The sequence below is a fragment of the Pseudarthrobacter sp. B907 genome (genome assembly GCF_040137805.1).
Taxonomy (GTDB): Bacteria; Actinomycetota; Actinomycetes; order Actinomycetales; family Micrococcaceae; genus Arthrobacter.
The window spans coordinates 60,680-80,076 of the sequence record NZ_JBEEQE010000002.1 but is presented as its reverse complement, the minus strand read 5'-3'; the positions used below and the strand labels follow the sequence as shown (position 1 = coordinate 80,076).

The 19,397-nt window shown below is 70.8% G+C and carries 18 protein-coding genes; 7 read left to right on the top strand and 11 right to left on the bottom strand.

The window, feature by feature from the left end:
* Positions 1-45 precede the first annotated feature (45 nt).
* From ABLI39_RS01945 to ABLI39_RS01935, 3 genes are all read left to right on the top strand, one after another.
* Positions 46-1,404, top strand: a complete 1,359-nt coding sequence (locus ABLI39_RS01945; protein WP_349411679.1) for an MFS transporter — start codon at positions 46-48, stop codon at positions 1,402-1,404.
* Positions 1,397-2,683, top strand: a complete 1,287-nt coding sequence (locus ABLI39_RS01940) for an FAD-dependent oxidoreductase (protein WP_349411678.1) — start codon at positions 1,397-1,399, stop codon at positions 2,681-2,683. The genes ABLI39_RS01945 and ABLI39_RS01940 overlap by 8 nt, the downstream gene beginning before the upstream one ends.
* Before the next feature lie 133 nt (positions 2,684-2,816).
* Positions 2,817-3,323, top strand: a complete 507-nt coding sequence (locus ABLI39_RS01935; protein ID WP_349411677.1) for a mycothiol transferase — start codon at positions 2,817-2,819, stop codon at positions 3,321-3,323.
* A 37-nt stretch (positions 3,324-3,360) separates the two neighbouring features.
* On the opposite strand, the gene ggt is transcribed toward ABLI39_RS01935, so the two are convergent.
* From ggt to ABLI39_RS01920, 3 genes are all read right to left on the bottom strand, one after another.
* Positions 3,361-5,187 (bottom strand): gamma-glutamyltransferase, encoded by a 1,827-nt coding sequence (gene ggt / locus ABLI39_RS01930; RefSeq protein ID WP_349411676.1) that lies wholly within the window; start codon positions 5,185-5,187, stop codon positions 3,361-3,363.
* A 112-nt stretch (positions 5,188-5,299) separates the two neighbouring features.
* The gene (locus tag ABLI39_RS01925; protein ID WP_349411675.1) at positions 5,300-5,773 is read right to left on the bottom strand and encodes an NUDIX hydrolase; all 474 of its coding nucleotides are present in this window, start codon (positions 5,771-5,773) and stop codon (positions 5,300-5,302) included.
* Between the two features lie 108 nt (positions 5,774-5,881).
* Complete coding sequence (locus ABLI39_RS01920) at positions 5,882-6,745, bottom strand: SDR family oxidoreductase (RefSeq protein ID WP_349411674.1); 864 nt, start codon at positions 6,743-6,745, stop codon at positions 5,882-5,884.
* Between the two features lie 102 nt (positions 6,746-6,847).
* Here ABLI39_RS01920 and ABLI39_RS01915 point away from each other — a divergent pair, with 102 nt between their 5' ends.
* Complete coding sequence (locus ABLI39_RS01915) at positions 6,848-7,222, top strand: winged helix-turn-helix transcriptional regulator (protein ID WP_349411673.1); 375 nt, start codon at positions 6,848-6,850, stop codon at positions 7,220-7,222.
* Between the two features lie 261 nt (positions 7,223-7,483).
* Here the strand turns inward: ABLI39_RS01915 and ABLI39_RS01910 are convergent, their stop codons facing one another.
* The 4 genes from ABLI39_RS01910 to ABLI39_RS01895 form a co-directional block, all read right to left on the bottom strand.
* A complete protein-coding gene (locus tag ABLI39_RS01910; RefSeq protein WP_349411672.1) occupies positions 7,484-8,419 on the bottom strand; it encodes a hypothetical protein in 936 nt (311 codons plus the stop codon).
* Positions 8,420-8,518: 99 nt separating this feature from the next.
* Complete coding sequence (locus ABLI39_RS01905) at positions 8,519-9,022, bottom strand: GNAT family N-acetyltransferase (protein ID WP_349411671.1); 504 nt, start codon at positions 9,020-9,022, stop codon at positions 8,519-8,521.
* A gap of 344 nt (positions 9,023-9,366) precedes the next feature.
* Complete coding sequence (locus ABLI39_RS01900) at positions 9,367-10,410, bottom strand: NAD(P)-dependent alcohol dehydrogenase (RefSeq protein ID WP_349411670.1); 1,044 nt, start codon at positions 10,408-10,410, stop codon at positions 9,367-9,369.
* Between the two features lie 214 nt (positions 10,411-10,624).
* Positions 10,625-10,891, bottom strand: coding sequence for a hypothetical protein (locus ABLI39_RS01895; protein ID WP_349411669.1), 267 nt, complete (start codon positions 10,889-10,891; stop codon positions 10,625-10,627).
* Between the two features lie 89 nt (positions 10,892-10,980).
* Between ABLI39_RS01895 and hrpB the strand changes: the two genes are divergently transcribed.
* A complete protein-coding gene (hrpB, locus tag ABLI39_RS01890; RefSeq protein WP_349411667.1) occupies positions 10,981-13,620 on the top strand; it encodes an ATP-dependent helicase HrpB in 2,640 nt (879 codons plus the stop codon).
* A 28-nt stretch (positions 13,621-13,648) separates the two neighbouring features.
* Here hrpB and ABLI39_RS01885 read toward each other — a convergent pair whose 3' ends face one another.
* From ABLI39_RS01885 to ABLI39_RS01870, 4 genes are read right to left on the bottom strand one after another with little or no spacing between them, the layout of a single operon-like run.
* Positions 13,649-14,044, bottom strand: a complete 396-nt coding sequence (locus tag ABLI39_RS01885) for a VOC family protein (protein ID WP_349411666.1) — start codon at positions 14,042-14,044, stop codon at positions 13,649-13,651.
* A 47-nt stretch (positions 14,045-14,091) separates the two neighbouring features.
* Entirely contained in the window at positions 14,092-14,313 is a 222-nt protein-coding gene (locus tag ABLI39_RS01880) for a hypothetical protein (RefSeq protein WP_349411665.1), read from the bottom strand.
* Positions 14,314-14,363: 50 nt separating this feature from the next.
* Positions 14,364-15,032 carry an alpha/beta hydrolase family protein gene (locus tag ABLI39_RS01875; RefSeq protein WP_349411664.1) on the bottom strand — a complete coding sequence of 223 codons (669 nt, stop codon included), beginning with the start codon at positions 15,030-15,032 and terminating at the stop codon, positions 14,364-14,366.
* Positions 15,019-15,354 carry a spore germination protein GerW family protein gene (locus ABLI39_RS01870; protein WP_349411663.1) on the bottom strand — a complete coding sequence of 112 codons (336 nt, stop codon included), beginning with the start codon at positions 15,352-15,354 and terminating at the stop codon, positions 15,019-15,021. The genes ABLI39_RS01875 and ABLI39_RS01870 overlap by 14 nt, the downstream gene beginning before the upstream one ends.
* 164 nt (positions 15,355-15,518) lie before the next feature.
* On the opposite strand from ABLI39_RS01870, the gene ABLI39_RS01865 reads away from it, so the two are divergent.
* Positions 15,519-16,802, top strand: coding sequence for a class I SAM-dependent methyltransferase (locus tag ABLI39_RS01865; RefSeq protein ID WP_349411662.1), 1,284 nt, complete (start codon positions 15,519-15,521; stop codon positions 16,800-16,802).
* Complete coding sequence (locus ABLI39_RS01860) at positions 16,802-19,351, top strand: cation-translocating P-type ATPase (protein WP_349411661.1); 2,550 nt, start codon at positions 16,802-16,804, stop codon at positions 19,349-19,351. Before ABLI39_RS01865 ends, ABLI39_RS01860 begins: the two co-directional genes overlap by 1 nt.
* Positions 19,352-19,397 lie beyond the last annotated feature (46 nt).

Genomic DNA, 19,397 nt, shown 5'->3' with positions numbered 1-19,397 from the left:
GAATTGTATTGTGGTTCACCTGCGGCGGCTAGGACAGTGAGTGGCATGAATCACACACCATCTGTTGCAGTGCCGCAACGGTCCGTGCCGGGGACTGCCGCCTCCGCCGTCGCGGACGGGCCCGCTTCCCGCTTTTCCAAAGGCTCGGCGGCCGCGGTTCTCGTCTGCTGGCTCCTTGTGGTCTTCGACGGCTACGACCTCATCGTGTACGGCACCGTCCAGTCCTCGCTCATCTCCGAAACGGGCTGGGGCCTGAGCAAGGCCACCGCCGGGACCATCGGTTCGATGGCCTTCGTCGGCATGATGATCGGCGCCATTTTCGCCGGCCGGATGGCCGACTCCTGGGGCCGCCGCCGCACCATCCTCGGCTGTGCCGTCGTCTTCTCGGTCTTCACCATTCTCTGCGCCTTCGCTCCCAACGCCCCCGTCTTCGGCGCACTGCGCCTGCTGGCGGGCATCGGGCTCGGCGGGCTGGTGCCTTCGGCCAACGCCCTGGTAGCGGAACTGGTGCCCACCAAATGGCGGTCCACCATCGCCACCCTGATGATGTCCGGCGTCCCGATCGGCGGCTCCATCGCCGCCCTCGTGGGGATCCAGCTCATTCCCGCGTTCGGCTGGCAGTCCATGTTCCTGGTGGCCGTGCTGGCCCTGCTGATCGTGGTGCCCCTGGGGCTGAAGTATCTCCCGGAAACCCTCGCCCCGGCGCGTGCCACAGGCAGGGAAACCGTCCGAGCAGCCGGCCAGACCGCCCCGGCCGGCCACGGCCTCAAGGAACCCGCCGGATTCTCGTCCCTGCTCCGCGCCCCCTACCTGGGGATCAGCATGCTGTTCGCCGTGGCCACGATCGCCACCCTGTTCGCCTGGTACGGGCTGGGCACCTGGCTGCCCAACCTCATGCAGCTGGCCGGCTACAACCTGGGCTCCGCCCTGACGTTCGCCCTGGCCCTGAACCTTGGCGCGGTGGCCGGCTCGGTCATCACGGCCTGGGCCGGCACCCGGTTCGGTCCGATCCCGACGGCGATTGCCGCGGCCGCCGTCGCCGCCGTCGCCCTCGTGGTCCTCGTAACCGGCCCGCCGGTCACGGTTGTCTACCTCATGCTGGTCCTCGCCGGCGTCGGGACCCACGGCACCCAGTGCCTGATCATCGCCGCCGTCGCGAGCCACTATCCCGGACACCTGCGCGGGACCGCGCTCGGGTGGGCGCTGGGAACGGGCCGGATCGGCGCCGTCGCCGCTCCCCAGGTGGGCGGCCTCCTGCTGGCGGCCGGACTGGGCGTCAACTCCAACTTCTTCGCCTTCGCCGGCGCGGCCGCCATCGCGGCGGCCCTGCTGGTGGCCGTCGGCCTGAAACTCAAATCCAACCTCTCGATCCACTCTTCACCATCAGGAGCAAGCAATGTCTGAGCACGTCCCGTCCACCAGTTCCGCGTCTGCCGACGGCAAGTCCACGGATGTCCTCGTCATCGGAGGGGGAATGGCCGGACTGGCCGGAGCCCTCGCACTGCGTGAGAACGGCGCCAACGTCACCCTCGTGGAGCGGGCGCCCGAATTCGGCGAGGTCGGCGCCGGGCTGCAGATGGCCCCCAACGCCTCCCGCGTCCTGCAGCGCTGGGGCCTGCTGGAGAAGGCGCTGGAAATCGGTGTCCAGCCCAAGCATCTGGTCTTCCGCGACGCCGTCACCGGCGAGGAACTCACCCGCCAGAGCCTCGGCGGCGAATTTGCCGAGCGCTACGGCGCGCCGTACGTCGTGATCCACCGCAGCGACCTGCACCGGGTGCTGCTCGAAGGCTGCGAAGCCGCCGGCGTCACGCTGGTCAACGACGTTATGGTCGAGAGCGTTGAAACCGTCAACGGCCGCGGCGTGGCCCACACCGCAGCGGGAGTGGACTACGAGGCCGACGTCGTGATCGGCGCCGACGGACTCCGGTCCACCCTGCGCCCGCTCGTGACCAACGACGAGCCCGTCTCCTCGGCCTACGTCGCCTACCGCGGCACCGTCCCGATCACCGAAAACACGCCCAAGGCCGACCTCGAGGACGTCATTGTCTACCTCGGACCGGACTGCCACCTGGTGCAGTACCCGCTGCGCAAGGGCGAGCTGTTGAACACCGTGGCCGTCTTCAAGTCCCCCTCGTTCGAGCGCGGCGAAGAGCAGTACGGGGGAGTGGACGAGCTCGAGGCTGCGTACAAGGACTGCGTGCCGGCCGTCCAGGAAGCGCTGAAGAACCTGGCCACCGGCATCCGCTGGCCCATGTACGACCGCGACCCGATCGAAAACTGGGTCGCCGGGCGGATGGTGCTGATGGGCGACGCCGCGCACCCGATGCTCCAGTACCTGGCCCAGGGCGCCTGCCAGGCCCTTGAGGATGCCGCCGTGCTGCAGGACGCCACCGTCGGGACGGTCTTCACCGACGACGGCGTGAACCCGGACGCGTGGGACGGCGCAATCAAGGAGTTCAACAGCATCCGCGCCGCCCGCACCGCCCGGGTGCAGCGCACCGCCCGCGTCTGGGGCGAATCCTGGCACGTCTCCGGGCTGGCCCGGACGCTGCGGAACCTGCTGTTCAAGAGCCGGAAGGACAACGACTTCCGCTACAACGACTGGCTGTACGGCCAGGATGGCGACGGTGTGCCGGCAGTCCGCACGGCCCGCGCCGCCCAGGCTGAGCGGGTCTCCGCCTAATCCGGTCCCGCCAGGCCCGTTGCGCTATCACGTATGGTCCCTCCCAGCCCTGGGAACAGCCAAAAGTGATAGCGCAACGGGTTTCGTCCGTGCAAGCATGGGGCGCCGCCACAATGCACATGAAAGGACTGACATGGAAGCGACGCAACTGCTGCTGGACGCTTTTGGCCGGATCCGCGAGACGGTTGCGGCCGTCCTCGACGGCGTCGACGCTGGCGCGCTCTCCCGGCGTCCGGCGGGGAACGGGAACTCGATCGCGTGGCTGGTCTGGCATCTGGCCCGGGTGGAGGACGCACAGCTGGCCGCAGCGGCCGGACTGGACCAGGTCTGGACGTCGCAGGGATTCGCCGACCGGTTCGGCCTTCCGCTGTCCCCGAAGGACACCGGCTACGGCCACAGCTCCGGCCAGGTCGACGCGGTGCAGGCGACCCCGGACCTCCTGCTCGCCTACTACGACGCCGTCCACCGGCAGACCGCCGGGTTCCTTGCAGGCCTTGCCGCCGAGGACCTCGACCGCGTCATCGACACCCGCTGGGACCCGCCGGTCACCCTCGGGGTGCGGCTGGTCAGCACCCTCGCCGACTGCCTCCAGCACGCCGGGCAGGCTGCCTATGTGAAGGGCCTGAACCCCGCGCACTGACGAACCCGGACGCCCGGATCACGCGGGGCGGCTCGGGCTATGGCGCCTGCTTCAGCACCATCGCGGAACCGCCGCCGCGCCGGACCGGCTCGGCGGCCGCGATCAGTCGCCCGCCCGGACCGAACTCGATCGCCGTGGCCGCGCCGATCTCCGCCGCCGACGTGAACGCGTCCCCGGACGGGGTGAACTGGTGCCCGAACGGCGCCAGCGCGCCGCCGTATGCGGCGATGAACTCCGGCTCGGCGGTGACCTTGGCCGTGTTGCGCTGCGAGGCGCGCGGGGCCGCAATGGCCTCCGAAATGCCCATGCCCAGGTCCACCCGGTTCAGGATGGTCTGCAGGACCGTGGTGATGATGGTCGAGCCGCCCGGCGAACCCAGGGCCAGGAACGGCGCCCCGTCCTTGAGGATGATGGTCGGCGACATGGAGGACCGGGGACGCTTGCCGGGTTCGATCCGGTTGGGGTCCTTCGGGTCATACACGGTGGAGAAGTCGGTCAGTTCGTTGTTGAGCAGGAAACCCCGGCCGGGCACCACGATTCCGGAGCCGCCGGTCTGCTCGATCGTGAGGGTGTATTCGGCCACGTTGCCCCACTTGTCCGCGACCGTCAGGTTAGTGGTGGAGATGTTCTCGGTGTCCTTGTCCTCGGCGGGTGCCGCGGACGACGCCGGGCACGCGCCGTCGTACGCGGCCACATTCCCCGGTGCCACCGGCTTGGCCGCGGCGCGCAGCGGGTCGATCAGGCACGCGCGCTCCTTGCCGAAGAGCGGATCGGTGAGGGCGGCGGTGGGCACGTCCACGCGGGCAGGGTCGCCGACGTACTTGCCGCGGTCGGCGAAGGCCAACGCGCTGGCCTCGAGGTAGTGGTGGAGGGCGCCTCCCCTGGACATGGCGGACAGGTTGGCGGGATCCAGGACGTTCAGCGCCTCGCCGACGGTGGTGCCGCCGCTGCTGGAGGGAGCCATGCCGAAGACGTCCAGGCCGCGGTAGTTGACGTGGGTCGGGGCTTGGTCCCGGGTGCCGTAGGCGGCCAGGTCCGCGGTGGTCAGGTATCCGGCCGGAACGGGCAGTTTGGTGTCTGCCGACTTCGGCGGAGCCTGCACTGCGGCCGCGATGTCCGCCGCGAGCGGGCCGCGGTAGAAGCCGTCCGTGCCCTGCTTCGCGAGAAGCCGGTAGGTGGCTGCAAGGTCGTGGTTTTGGAAGACGCTGCCGACGGCGGGGGCGTCACCGCCGGGCAGGAAGAGGGCGCTGGTCGCGGGGAAGGCCGCAAAACGGTTTTTGTTTTCCAGCGTCTGCTGGCGGAACGTCTGATCGACGACGAAACCCCGGGTCGCCACCTTGATGGCCGGATCGAGGGCTTCGCCGAGGTTCAGGCTTCCCCAGCGGCGGAGGACACGGTCCCAGGTGGCCGGCGTGCCCGGGGCGCCGACGGCGACGCCGCTGGTGACCAACTCCGGGGTGAAGCGGTAGGGCTGGCCGGTTTCCGGGTTGATGAACGCGTCGTGTGGCATCGCGGCGGGCGCTGTTTCGCGCCCGTCGACCGTTCCGACCGTGCCGGTTTTCGCGTCGTAGTAGACAAAGTAGCCGCCCCCGCCGATTCCGGCGCTGTAGGGCTCGGTCACCCCCAGGGTTGCGGCCGCAGCGACGGCGGCGTCCGCCGCGTTGCCGCCCTTGCGGAGCACTTCAATCGCCGCGGCCGAGGCCTCCGGGTCCACCGTGCTGACGGCGCCGCCGTAGCCGGTGGCCGTCGCGGCCTTCTCGGTCTCACGCGGGTCGGCGGACGCGGGGCTGGGGACGGCGCCGCCTGCCACGCTCAGGGCCAGCGTCGCCGTAACGGCGGACAGTCGACGTCCTACTTGGTGCATGGTCGCTCCCGGGTTCGTGTGAACTGACAATCCGTGTCACACTAGTTGGGCCGGATGTGACATTTCAATACAATATTGTCACACTCGCGGACGCGGGCGGGGCGGGGCGCACCTAGGAGATCCGGCGCAGATGCTCCAGCAGCGCGTCCAGGACCGGCAGCTGCCCGCGCACCAGCTTGAGGCGCGCCGCGGGCTCGCTGAACCACGCGGCGTCGTCGATCTCCGGGAAGTCCCGGATGACACCGGACCCTTTCGGCCATTCCAGCGAAAAGGTGTTGCTGGCAATACGTTCCGGCCGAAAGTCGGCTTCGGCCGCGAAGACGGTGATGAGCTTGCCGGAGGCCTGCTTGAAGCTGCCCAGGGGAAAGTAGGCCGCTGGCGGCGGCGGCGTTCCCATTTCCTCGGTGAACTCCCGCACGGCGGCCCCCAGGGCGTCCTCCTCCGGGGAGTATTCGCCTTTGGGGATGGACCAGGCGGCGGCGTCCTTGCGGGCCCAGAACGGTCCGCCCATGTGCGCGATCCAGACCTCCACGGGCGCGCCGACGTTCCGGCGGAACAGCAGCAGCCCTGCGCTTTGCACTGTCATGCTGCCCCTTTCCACGCGGCACTCCGGACCATCGTCGGTCGCCTGCCGCGGGATGGCAAGCCGTGCCGCGCTGGGAGGGGCGCCGGGCCGGCGCCCCTCCCAGCGGCGCTACAAGGCAGCTACGGCCGCTCCGACGGCCGCGTGCATGGCGGTGGTGGGCCGGCCGATCAACTGGCTCAGGTCCGTGCTGCTGACGTGGAGATCGCCACGGGCAATGCCCAGGTCCGAATCCGCCAGGATTCCGGCGAAGTCCGACGGCACGCCGAACCCGGTCAGCAATGCGGCGTAGTCGCTGGCGGGTAGGTCCTGATAGGCGATCGGCTGCCGGCTGGCTGCTGTGATTTCGGCGGCGAGTTCGGTCATGGAGAAGGCAGAATCGCCGCCGAGCTCGTAGACCTTGCCGGCCTGGCCGTCGGCCAGCAGCGCGGCAGCGGCTGCCTCGGCATAGTCGGCGCGGGCCGCGGCGCTGACCTTGCCCTCGCCGGCGCTGCCGGCGAACGCGCCCTGCGCGAGGGTGCCCTGCAGCTGTTCGGTGTAGTTCTCCAGGTACCAGCCGTTGCGCAGGAGCACGTAGGGGAGTCCGGAGGCTGCCAGCAGGTTCTCGGTAGCCTGGTGTTCAGCGGCCAGCTTCATGCCGGTGGTGTCGGCATTGGCGATGCTGGTGTACGCGATGAGGGCTACGCCCTCGGCGACGGCGGCGTCGATGACGGCGCGGTGCTGTTCCACCCGCCGGCCGACTGCGCTGCCGGAAATCAGCAGCACCTTGGTGGCGCCTTTCAGTGCGTCGGCGACAGTGGCCGGGTCGTCATAGTCCATGGCCCTGACCTGGACGCCGCGGCCGGCGAAGTCCGCCAGCCGTTCAACGGCGCGCCCGGTGGCCACGATCTGCCGGGCGGGGACGCCGCGCTGCAGGAGGGAATCGGTGACGAGGCGGCCAAGCTGTCCGGTCGCGCCGGTGACAACGATGCTCATGGGAATGTCCTTTCACGGGGTTTGTACATCCGGAAGCGACAACCGGCCACCACCCGGGAAACTTCCTGAGAGAGAGTACGCACTTTGAGGTAAGGTACATACGTGACGGTTAGTTTTGAATCATCCCGCGCCCAGCGTCCGCCCGAAGCTGCCGTCTTTCCTGCCGGCTGCTCCAGCCGTACCCTGCTGGACCACGTGACCAGCAAGTGGGGCGTGCTGATTCTGATCGCGCTGGCGGACGGTCAGCAGCGGTGGAGCGAACTGCGCCGCCGGGCAGAAGGCATCAGCGAAAAAATGCTGGCGCAGACACTGAAGACCCTCGAACGCGACGGCCTGGTGCACCGTGAGGCCCGCCCCACGATTCCGCCGCGGGTTGACTACCGCCTGACGCCGCGCGGCCGCGAGCTCACCGGCCACCTGCTGCCGCTCTTTGGCTGGGTGCAGGAAAACGCCGAGGAAATCATCGGCACGCCGTGAGCTGCCGGCACGCGGCTACCAGTTCTGCGGATCGTTCATATTGCAGTTCTGGCTGCTGCACTGACGTGCGCTGACACGCCAGTCCGGCTGGCGCTCGGCCTGCGACCGCTCGTCCTTCCAGGTCGGAACGACCCGCGATCCGCACGCCGGACAGGGCGGCTCCGTGTGAGCGCGGCGCTGCGCCTTGTTCATATTTCCCCCAGAAACCTCGATGCCTAAAGGCAAATGTAGCCATATTTCCATCGAAGTGACAAATATGCTTCAGGCGTGTTCCGCCCACGCAAGGACCCTCAGTGCCCGGAGGGTGTTCCAGCGGCTGGGGCGGCCGTCACCTTCCTCCAGCAGGAAGTGGATCCGGCCGGGATGGCTGTTCTCCAGCGGCCACGTCCCGTCGGCCTGGCGCTTTGAACGCACCAGGTCCAGGGCCTCGGCCATCCGGGGGTCCGGGGGAGACCCGGCGTCCCGGAAATAGTCCAGGCCGCGGAGCACGTCATAGTGCCAGCGGGTTGGGTAGGAGAACTGCAGCCATGCCGGATTGACCAGCTCCCCGGTGCTTTTGCGGCGGAGCAGGCCACGCTCCAGCAGGTACTCCTCGCCTCGCCGCCGGGCCGCCGCAGTGTCGGGCGTGCCTCCGGTGGCTCGGCCGAACTCGAGCAGTCCCTCCAGCACGTTGATCGTGGTGCCGAACGAGGACCGGGTGGAACCGCGATCCGCATCGCAGTTCCAGCCGCCGTCCTCCAGCTGTTCGTCGAGCAACCGGGCAACGATGCCCTCGACGTCTTGGCCGAAGTAGGCGCCCAGGGCGACGGCCATGCCGTTGATGCAGGGCTCCACCTCGCCGTCGAAGAACGGCTGGCCCGCCTCTTCCCAGCGGCTGTTGGCCCGGACCCGGTCGACGGCATCCCGGGCTTCTTTGCTGCGGGGGTCCAGTCCGAAGTCGCGGAGGAGCAGCAGGGTGTACGTGGTGGCGGTCCAGGGCTGGCCCGGCTCGGAGTTGTCGAACGGGGTGGGGAAGTACGTTCCACCGTCCCACTGTCCGTCCGCGCCCTGCAGGGCCAGCAGGCGGGCGCCCCAACCTTCGGCCCCCACCCGGGAGCGCTCGGCATTCGCCGTCTCCGGCGGTGCATCCGTAAGGTCCCGCAGCACCTGCCAGCGGATGGCGGGGTCGGAGTCGAGCAGCCAGTCGAGAATGTTCATCCGCAACAAGCTAGCACCGGCTTCCGCGGCGGTGGAAGGCTGCGGGACCGGAACGGGGATGGCGGCCCGGGAGACCGGCGGCCAGGGGGCCGCGCGGGCTCAGTCGCCGTCGTCGTCGGCCAGCCGGCGGAAGTCCCTCGACAGGTACAGCGCCAGTGCGGCCGAATTGCCGCTGTCCACGGTGACCGCCACCCTGGTGCGGCCGAGGGAGTGCAGCACATGCAGGCAGTGGCCCAGCAACTCCTCCGCCAGTCCCTGCCGGCGGTGGTCCGGGTGGGTGAACAATTCGGCGATCACGGAATCCCAGGCTTCCGCGGTGCCGGAAGCGGGCTCGGTGACGATGATGGCCGCGGCGAGCTGGCCGTCGGGCCCGGCCAGGACCGCGGAGGCCTCCGGAAGGTGTCGGCCCTCGGCCCCGTCGAGCAGCGCGTCGATCCAGCCGACGGCGCGGTCCGGAGGCTGGGGCAGGCTGCCGGCGTAGGCGTCCCGGTACATCGCGTCGAGCCCGGGAAGGTCGTCGGCCCGGATGGGCCGGATCGCCGCGGCCGGCCGGCTGCCCTCGCGTGGACCGGTCGGCGCGGTCAGGATAATCAAGGGATTCACGGCAGCCCTGCTCTCTCTTGCAACCAGCGGGACACCCTGCGGGACCCCTTCCAGCTTGCACCTGCATTATTGCAGCCGCATTTCCGGAGGGTGATATCCAAGCGACGGGAAGGCCGTCGAAAGGTAAACGCCGGCTTGACGACGGGAGTTCCGCTCCCCGGCAGACAATGGCGACGACGAACCCGGCCGCGCCCTCAGGGTCGGACAACGGGCTCGTCGCCACCCTGCAGGGCAGGGCCGGAGGGCCCGCGACACGGAAACGGTCCGGCGCTGCGGAAATCCCGTAGCGCCGGACCGTTTGCGTGGCGACAAGCCGTCACCGCGGCGGGGAACCGCCGCGGAGGCTAGGCCAGGGTGGCTGTGTCGATCACGAACCGGTAGCGGACGTCGGAGGCCAGCACGCGTTCGTAGGCCTCGTTGATCTTCTCAGCCGGGATGACCTCGATTTCGGCCCCGAGGTGGTGCTCGGCGCAGAAGTCGAGCATTTTCTGGGTCTCGCGGATGCCGCCGATCATGGAACCGGCGAAGGCGCGCCGGCCGCCAATCAGGGCGAACGCGTTCACCGGCAGCGGCTCGGCCGGGGCGCCGACGTTCACCATGGTGCCGTCGAGGCGCAGCAGCTGCAGGTAGGAGCTGATGTCGATCGAGGCGCTGACGGTGTTGATGATCAGGTCGAAGCTGCCGGCGAGGTCGCTGAAGGTGTTCTCGTCGCTCGTGGCGTAGTAGTGGTCCGCGCCCAGGCGCAGGCCGTCTTCCTGCTTCTTGAGTGACTGCGAGAGGACCGTGACCTCGGCCCCCATGGCGTGGGCAATCTTGACGGCCATGTGCCCCAGGCCGCCGAGGCCGACGACGGCGACCTTCTTGCCCGGTCCGGCGTTCCAGTGGCGCAGCGGCGAGTAGGTGGTGATGCCGGCGCACAGCAGGGGTGCTGCGACGTCGAGTTCGATGCCCTCGGGGATCCGCACGACGAAGTCTTCGGTCACGACGACGTGGGTGGAGTAGCCGCCCTGGGTGATGGTGCCGTCTCGGTCCACGGCCCCGTAGGTGCCGGTGTTGCCCTTGAGGCAGTACTGCTCCTCGCCCGCCTGGCAGTTGGCGCACTCGCCGCAGGAGTTCACCATGCAGCCGACGCCGACGCGGTCGCCGACGGCGTGCTTGGTAACGGCCGAGCCGACCTCGGTGACAATGCCGGCGATCTCGTGGCCGGGGGCGAGCGGGTAGGACTGCGGTCCCCAGTCGCCGCGGACGGTGTGGATGTCCGAGTGGCAGATGCCGGCGAACTTGATCTCGATCAGCACATCGTGCGGGCCGACGTCGCGGCGCTCGATGGTGGTGGGGACGAGGTCCCCGGTGGCGGACGGGGCAGCGTAAGCGTTTACGGTAAGCATTCTTCTCCAGTAAGAGTCGGTTGAGTAGTTGCGGTCGTGGGGGAGAGTGGTTCAGGTCCATGGACTTGTGGCCCGGTGGCCACGGTTCTGCACCGGCGGGTGGGCCGGCAGGGATGTCGCCCAAGGGCACAATAGGGGCCAACACCATGCCGGGCCGAATTGTTCCGGCGATCTCGTCACCGCTGAAGGGTACGGCCGCAATTAGCTCCGCCGGCTAGCTGCCCATACCGGGGTGGACGGGTACGAACTCGATCGTGTTGCCCGAGTCGGTCTTTTTCTTGGGCGCCCGGGAGAACCCCTTCGCGTCGAGGTGGTTCAGCGCGCGGTACTCGGCAAGCGCGGCGTCGTACGCCGCGTTCAGCTGGCGTCCGGTGAACTCTTCGCTGGCTCCGTCAGCAAACGTGATGGTGACGGGCGTGCCGGCGGGGAAATGCCGCTTCATGCGGATAAAGCCTTCGGCGTCCTGCTGGAGCTTGATCAATGGTTCCGCCTTCGTGGTTGTGAGGGTTCCAGTCTCCCGCATTTACGGGGTGAGCAGGGCAGCGACAAATTTGCGGGGACAATAAGGGGGTGACTTCAACGCCCGCCGCCAACCAACCAGCGCACAGGCCGTTCGATCTCGAGGCCATCGGAGCCGGCCTGGTGTTCGCCGGTTCACTGGGGACGCTGGCGGATTTGCTGCGCGCCGGAGCCCCGTCCGGCGCTGCCGTGGTGGAGGCCCCGCCGGGCACCGGCAAGACCACGCTCGTGCCTCCGCTGCTGGCCAACCTCGTCCCGCACGGGGGCGGCAGCCGTCCGCAGCGCATCGTTGTGACCCAGCCACGCCGCGTCGCCGCACGTTCGGCCGCCCGGCGCCTCGCCGAGCTGGACGGCAGCAAGCTGGGCGGCCGCGTAGGCTACACGGTGCGCGGCGACAGCCAGGCCGGCCCCGGAACCTGGATCGAATTCGTGACGCCCGGCATCCTGCTGCGCCGGCTGCTGGCCGATCCGGGCTTGGAAGGCACCGGCGCGGTGGTCCTCGATGAGGTCCACGAACGCGGCCTGGAGACCGACCTGCTGCTCGGCATGCTGGCCGAGGTCCGCCAGCTGCGGGGGGACCTCACACTCGTCGCGATGTCGGCAACCTTGGACGCGCCCCGCTTTGCCGCACTGCTGGTGGACACCCCGCCCGACGCCGGCGGCGCGGCCCTCGTCGTCGGCTGCCCGTCCGCGCTCTACCCGCTGGACGTGCAGTGGATGCCGGCCCCCGGTCAGCGGCTCGATGCCCGCGGCGTGACACAGTCGTTCCTGGACCATGTGGCTGATACAGCCGCGGCGGCCCACGCCGCAGCGCTCGCCGCCGGGGAAGACATCGACGCGCTGGTCTTCGTTCCGGGGGCCCGGGAGGTCTCCCGGGTAGCGGCCCGGCTGCGCGGGCGGGTGGGCGCAGAAGTGCTGGAGCTGCACGGCCAGGCGGATCCGCGCGCGCAGGACCGGGCCGTATCCGGCCGCGGCCCCGGCGACCCCGCGCGGATCATCGTCTCCACGGCGCTCGCCGAATCCTCGCTGACTGTTCCGGGCGTCCGCCTGGTGGTCGACTCCGGCCTGTCCCGCGAACCGCGGCGCGACGCCGGGCGCGGGATGACCGGCCTCGTGACGGTCTCCTGCTCCCGGGCCTCCGCGGACCAGCGCGCCGGACGCGCCGCCCGGCAGGGTCCCGGACGGGTGGTGCGCTGCTACGACCAGAGGAGCTACGGCGCCGCCCCGGCTCACCAGACCCCAGAGATCGCCGTCGCCGACCTCACGGCCGCTGCCCTGGTCCTGGCCTGCTGGGGTTCCCCCGGCGGCGCCGGGCTGGCCCTCCCGGACGCGCCGCCCCGCGCCGCCATGGACGAGGCCGTCGACGTGCTGCGGGAACTCGGCGCCGTCGGCCCCGCCGGCCTCGCCACAGACCTGGGCAAAACGCTGGCCAGGGTCCCCGCCGACCCCCGGCTCGCCCGCGCACTGCTGGACGGTGCGGCCGCCGTCGGGCACCGCACTGCGGCGGAGGCCGTGGCCGTCGTCGCCGGCGGCCAGCGCGCGCCGGGCGCCGATCTGCCCGGACTCCTGCACGCTCTGCGGTCCGGCCGGGATCCCGGATCCCGGCGCTGGGCCGATGATATGCGGCGGATGGAGGCGATCGCGCGCTCGGCGGAGTCCCGCACCGCGGCCACGCCGGTGAAGGGGGTGGCCGCCGGCGGACCGGAAGCTACCGGGTTCGTCGTCGCCCTGGCCTTCCCGGACCGGGTGGCCTGCCGGGTACCGGGAGCCGGGGAGCGGTACCTGCTCTCCTCCGGCACCCGGGCCGGACTTCCCGCCGGGAGCCGCCTCGCGGGGCATGAGTGGCTGGCCGTCGCCGAGGTCTCGCGCGCCGAAGGGCAGGACGCGGCCGGCACCGGAGCCGTCATCCGCTCCGCCGCCCCGCTGAGCGCCGGGGCGGCGGAGGCCGCCGCCCGGCACCTGATCAGCGACACGGTGGAGGCCCAGTTCGGCCAGGGCCGGGTCACCGCCCGCCGGGAGCGCCGGCTGGGCGCCATCGTGCTCACCTCCACGCCGGTCCGGCCGTCGGCAGCTGAGGGACGCGCCGCCGTGGCGCGCGCCCTCGGCCAGACTGGACTCCAAACAATCGGCTGGTCGACGGCGGCGGACGCCCTGCGCCGTCGCCTGGCCCTGCTGCGCCGCGAGCTGGGGGACCCCTGGCCCGATGTGTCGGAGCCGGCCCTGTTGGCCCGGCTGGACGAGTGGCTCGCCCCGGAACTCGAGGCCCTGGCCGGCGGAGCCGCCACCGGCAGCATCGGCCTGGCCGAGCCGCTGCGCCGGCTGCTGCCCTGGCCGGAAGCTTCCCGGCTGGGGGAGCTGGCGCCGGAGACGCTCGCGGTGCCGAGCGGCTCGCGGATCCGGATCGATTATCCGGAGGCGGACGACGGCGGCCGGCCCGTTGTCGCGGTCAAGCTGCAGGAGGTCTTCGGCTGGGACCGGACGCCGCGGCTGGTGGACGGCCGGGTCCCGGTGCTGTTCCACCTGCTCTCGCCGGCCAGGCGGCCGCTGGCGGTGACCGATGACCTGGCGTCCTTCTGGTCCGGGCCCTACGCGCAGGTCCGGGCGGAGATGCGCGGCCGCTACCCGAAGCACCCGTGGCCGGAGGATCCCTGGACCGCGCCAGCGACCGCCAAGGTCAAGAGCAGGATGTAAGCGTCACTGCCCCGAGGGTCCCTTCGGGTCAATCCCAGGCAACGCCGGGTTCATACGTCCCGGCACTCCACTCCTGTCCCTGCGGGTCCAGGACCCGCGCCCGCCGGGCACCCCATTCGGTGCTTTCGGGTTCAATCACACTCGTTGCCCCGGCGGCGAGGGCATCGCGGTAGAAGCCGTCGACGTCGTCCAGCAGCAGGTACAGGCCCTGTCCAGTCGACTGGCCGAGCAGCCCGGGCCGCTGGTAGTCGGCGTCGTTGCTGGCCACCATCAGGACGGCATCGCCAAGGCGGACTTCCGCGTGGATGACCCGGCCGGCATCCCCGTCCTGGCGGCGGACGACGGTGAACCCGACCCGCTCCATCCACTCCAGAGCGGCCGGGGCATCCGGGTAGCTGAGGTAGGCAAATAGCTTGGCGCTCATGACGGGATGATATGCCCGGTGCGTGTCATACGGAACAGTCGGCGGCCCTACCCGGCCTCGGTGCCGTCCCAGGCCACATGGACCCAGCGCTGGCCCTCCCCGTCCCAGGATTCCGAATGGCCCAGCAGGGCCAGGTCCTGGAAGCTGACGTCGATCCCGTCGCGCTGCAGCTCGTCGCGGAGCTCGCTGGTGGCCTCACGGACGGCAGTGACGACTGCCTCGGGGTTATCGGATTCGACGCGGCGGGAGGCTTCATATGGTTTGCTCATGGGCACCATCATTCAGCGTGGCCGCCGGGATGGGAACCACCGCCCGGGAATCAGGGGCTGTGCTGCCGGATAAAATCCGCTGCTGCAGCCGCCAGGTCCGCCCCGATCTCCTCCGGCGCCCGCTTCCTCCCGGCCACGGCGAAGGAATGGTCTCCGCCTTCACGCCACTGAAGCGTTGCGGTGGCTCCGATGCGTGTGACCACGGATTCCAGCAGCTCCCGGGTGGCGAAAGTGTCCCTGCTGCCTTGGAGGAACAGCATCGGGAGGGTGAGCCCGTAGAGATGCTCGTCGCGGAGCTTCTCCGGTTTGCCCGGCGGATGCAGCGGATAGCCCAGGTAGATCAGCCCCGCCGCGGGCATGCCCTCCGCCACGGCCATCGACGCCATCCGGCCGCCGAAGGACTTGCCGGCGGCCCAGAGCGGTTCACCCTCGGCACGGACGGCGGCCGCGTCCATGGCGGCGCGCCAGGCGGCGATCGCGGCCGGCGGACGGTCCGGGAACTTCCGGCCCGCCTCGCGGTACGGGAAGTTGAAGCGCAGGGTGGCGACGCCGGCGTCGTTCAGGGCTCCGGTGAATCCGCGCAGGAACGGGTGCTCCATCCCAGCGCCGGCGCCGTGGGCCACCACCAGGGTCGCGCGGGTATCCGCGGGGCGGGCATAGACCGCCGAGACAACCGTGTCGCCGACGTCGATGCTGATCGGAAGTTCAGCGGCGGCCATGCAGGATCCCGCGCAGGGACAACCCCACGGCGCAGACCACCGGCACCAGGCCCATCAGCACGGCGAGGGGGTTCGGCCGGAATACGGTGCCGCCGCCCTTGCCGGGGACGTATACCCCCAGCGGCAGGACGAAGCCGCCGCCCCCGCCGCCTGCCCCCGCCGGGGCGCCGTCCGAGGCGGGCGCGCTGCCGCCGCCAAAGCCGAAGGACACCAGCGCCACGGGGATGAGTTCCTCGCCGCCGAGCTGCACGGGCTCGCCGTACGCGCGGGACACCCCGACATTCCTGAATGCGTCCACGAGGGACGAAAAAGCCTCAGCCATGTGAGCCACCCTAACCACCGGCCGCGGCGAGCACCAGAGCGGACCGCCGTGCGGCCCGCCGGCGGTTCGCGGCCGGCGCTTCCGGGACGTCCGGCCCCTGTCCGGGCGCGCCGGTTGGCCATAGATTGGGGCTGGGGCAAGCTGCCGGCTGAAAGGAAAGAAGCATGTCGACTACTGCTGGGGCCGCGCCGCGGCTCGCCGGGGCGCTGGCCATTGTGCTCGGCACCAGGGACATCCCGCTCCGTCTCCGCGCCTGGGACGGCTCGGAAGCCGGGCCGGAGGGAGCGCCGCTGGTGGTGTTCCACTCACGCCGGGCGCTGCGGCGGATCCTCTTCTCGCCCGGGCAGCTGGGCCTGGCGCGGGCCTACGTGGCCGGCGACATCGAGGCCCCCGGCGACATCTTCGCCAGTTTCGCCGCGCTCAGCTCGGCGGGGAAGTTCGCCGAACCGGGGCCGTTCCGGCGGCCCGCGCTCCGGGACCTCGGACTCCTGGCCGGCACCGCGGTGCGCCTCGGCGCGCTCGGCCCCAACCCGGCGCCGCCGCCGGAAGAGGCCCGCGTCGCGCGCAAGGGCCGCCGCCACTCCCGGAAGCGCGACGCCGCCGCCATCTCGCACCACTACGACGTCGGCAACCGTTTCTACTCCCTCGTGCTCGGCCCGTCCCTGGTCTACTCCTGCGCCGTCTGGGACAGCCCGGAAACCGGGCTCGACGCGGCTCAGCAGGCAAAACTGGACCTGGTCTGCCGCAAGCTCGGGCTCCGGCCCGGAATGCGGGTCTTGGACGTCGGCTGCGGCTGGGGCAGCTTCGCCCTGCACGCCGCCCGGAACTACGGCGCCGACGTCGTCGGCATCACGCTCTCCAACGAACAAGCCGAACTGGCGCGCAAGCGGGTGGCGGACGCCGGGCTGACGGACCGCGTGGAGATCCGGACCCAGGACTACCGCGACGTGGACGACGGTCCCTTCGATGCGATCAGCTCCATCGGCATGTCCGAGCACGTGGGCCGCGAACAGATCGGCCACTACGCCTCCCTGCTGCACGGGCTGCTGCGCCCCGGCGGCCGGCTGTTGAACCACGCCATCTCCTGGAACGCCGGCCCGACCGACCCGGATCCCGATTCGTTTATCCCGCGCTACGTTTTCCCGGACGGCGAGATGCTGAGCCTGGCCGAGATGATCGGCGCCCTGGAGGGCGGCGGCCTGGAGGTGCTCGACGTCGAGGCCCTGCGCCCGCACTACGCGCTGACCCTGCGCGCCTGGGTGCACAACCTGGAGACCCACTGGGACGAGGCCGTGCAGGCCAGCAGCCTGGGCCGGGCCCGGGTCTGGCGGCTCTACATGGCGGCCAGCGCGCTGGGATTCGAGGCCGGCACCACCGGCGTCAACCAGGTCCTGGTGCAACGTGCCGGCGGAACCGAGCCACCGCTGCGCCGGAGCGCCTGGCTCTGATGGCACCCGAACCCGGCGCCGCCGTCGCGGAGGGGCTCTCCGCGGCGGAGGCGGCCCGGCGGCTGGCGGCCGAGGGGCCGAACGAGCTCCCGACTGCCAAACCGCGGAACCTCCTGCAGCAGGCCTGGGCCGTGATCCGCCAGCCCATGCTGCTGCTCCTGCTCGGCGCCGGCACGGTGAACTTCCTCCTCGCTGAACCGCTCGACGGCGTGCTCCTGATGTCCTTCGTCGTTGTGGTGATCGGCATCTCCATCTACCAGGAGCGCAAGACGGAGAACGCCCTCGCGGCGCTCCGGGACCTGTCCTCGCCGCGCGCGCTCGTGCTCCGCGACGGGGAGCAGGTGCGCATCGCCGGACGTGACGTGGTGCGGGGGGACGTCGCCCTGCTGGCCGAGGGGGACCGGGTCCCGGCCGACGCGTTGCTGCTCGAGGCCAGGAACTTCTCGGCGGACGAGTCCGCCCTGACGGGGGAGTCCGTTCCGGTGCGCAAGACCCCGGGGAAGCCCGGCACGGCGGACGAGGCGATGGGCCGCCCCGGCGGGGACGCGACGCCCTGGATCTTCTCCGGCACCCTGGTGGTCAAGGGCCACGGCCTGGCCCGCGTCAAGGCGGTCGGGGCGGGAACGGAACTCGGCCGGATCGGCACCGCGCTGCGATCGATCGAGGAGGAGCCCACGCCGCTGCAGCGCGAAATCGACCGGCTGGTCCGCTACCTGGCCGTGTTCGGACTCGCGGCCGCCGCCGTCGTCGTCACGGTGTACGGGCTGACCCGCGGAAACTGGCTGGAGGGCCTGCTGGCCGGGATCGCGACCGCGATGGCGATGCTCCCCGAGGAGTTCCCGGTGGTGCTGACCGTGTTCCTGGCCCTCGGGGCCTGGCGGATGTCGCAAAAACACGTCCTGACCCGGCGGTCACCGGTTATTGAAGCCCTCGGTTCGGCGACCGTCATCTGCGTGGACAAAACCGGCACCCTGACGCTGAACAGCATGACCGTGCGCCAACTGGTGGTCGGTGCCCGGAGCCACACCCTCGATGACGGGCCGCTGCCCGAGGCCTTCCACACCATCGCCGAATTCGGTGTGCTGGCCTCCCCGGTGGACCCCTTCGACCCGATGGACAAGGCCTTCAAGGCCGTGGGCGCCCGGTACCTCAACGGCTCCGGGCACCTGCACGCCGACTGGGAACTAATCCGGGAATACCCGCTCTCCGAGGCCCTGCTGGCCCTCTCGCACGTCTGGCGCGCCCCCGACGGAAGCCACTACGTCGTGGCCGCCAAGGGCGCCCCGGAAGCGATCGCCACACTGTGCCGCCTTGACCCGGACCGGCGCGCGGCCCTGATGGCGGACGTGGAAAGGGCCACCGCCAGCGGCCAGCGGGTCCTCGCCGTGGTGCGCGCCGCCTTTGACCGGGCCGGGCAGCTGCCCTCACGCCAGCTCGATTTCGACTTCGAGTACCTGGGCCTGGTGGGCCTGCACGATCCGCTGCGGCCCGGCGCGGCCGACGCCGTCGCGGCCTGCGCCCGCGCCGGCGTCCGCACCGTGATGATCACGGGAGACTACCCCGGCACCGCCCAGGCGATCGCCCGCGAAATCGGCCTGGACCACGGGGCTGGCGTCATCACCGGCCCCGAACTGGAGGCCATGACGGACGCGGAACTCGCCCGGCGCATCCGCAGTGTCAGCGTCTTCGCCCGGATGGTGCCGGAGCAGAAACTGCGGCTCATCCGCGCCCTCAAAGCCAACGGCGACGTTGTCGGCATGACCGGCGACGGCGTCAACGACGCCCCGGCCCTGCGCGCGGCGGACATCGGCATTGCCATGGGCGCGCGCGGCACCGACGTGGCCCGCGAGTCCGCCGACCTGGTCATCACCGACGACGACTTCAGCTCGATCGCCGGCGGCATCCGCCAGGGCCGCGGCATTTTCGACAACCTGCGCAAGGCCCTCGCGTACACCATCGCCGTGCACGTCCCGATTGTGGGCATGTCCCTGCTGCCGGTCTTCGTCAGCGAGTGGCCGCTGGTGCTGCTGCCGGTCCAGATCGCCTTCCTCGAACTCATCATCGACCCGGCCTGCTCCGTGGTCTTCGAAGCCGAGGAGATCGACCCGGCGATCATGGACCAGCCGCCGCGCACAGCCGGCCAGGGGATCTTCGGGCCCCGGGTGCTCGCCATCGCCGCCTGCCAGGGGCTCTCCGTGCTCGCCGCCGTCGTCGGCGTCTACCTCTGGAACCTCGGCGCCGGGCAGCCCGACGACGTGATCCGCTCGGTCGCCTTCGCCACCCTCGTCATCGGCAACCTCGCGCTGATCCTTGTGAACCGGTCCTGGCGGCTGCCGGTGTGGCGCACTTTCCGCGAGCGCCGCAACCGCACGCTGAAGTGGGTGGTCGGCGGCGCGGCCCTGCTGCTGGTGGTGCTGCTCAGCGTCCCCGGGCTGCGCGGCGCCTTCGATCTGGGACCGCTGGCGCCGGGGGACTGGCTGCTGGCGGTGGCGGCAGGTGCCGCCGGCGTGGCCTGGTTCGAAATCTACAAGACCGTCCGCCGCCCCTGACGCTGCAGCCTCCCTTTCACAGGACGGCGCCCCGGGGTAGCTTGTC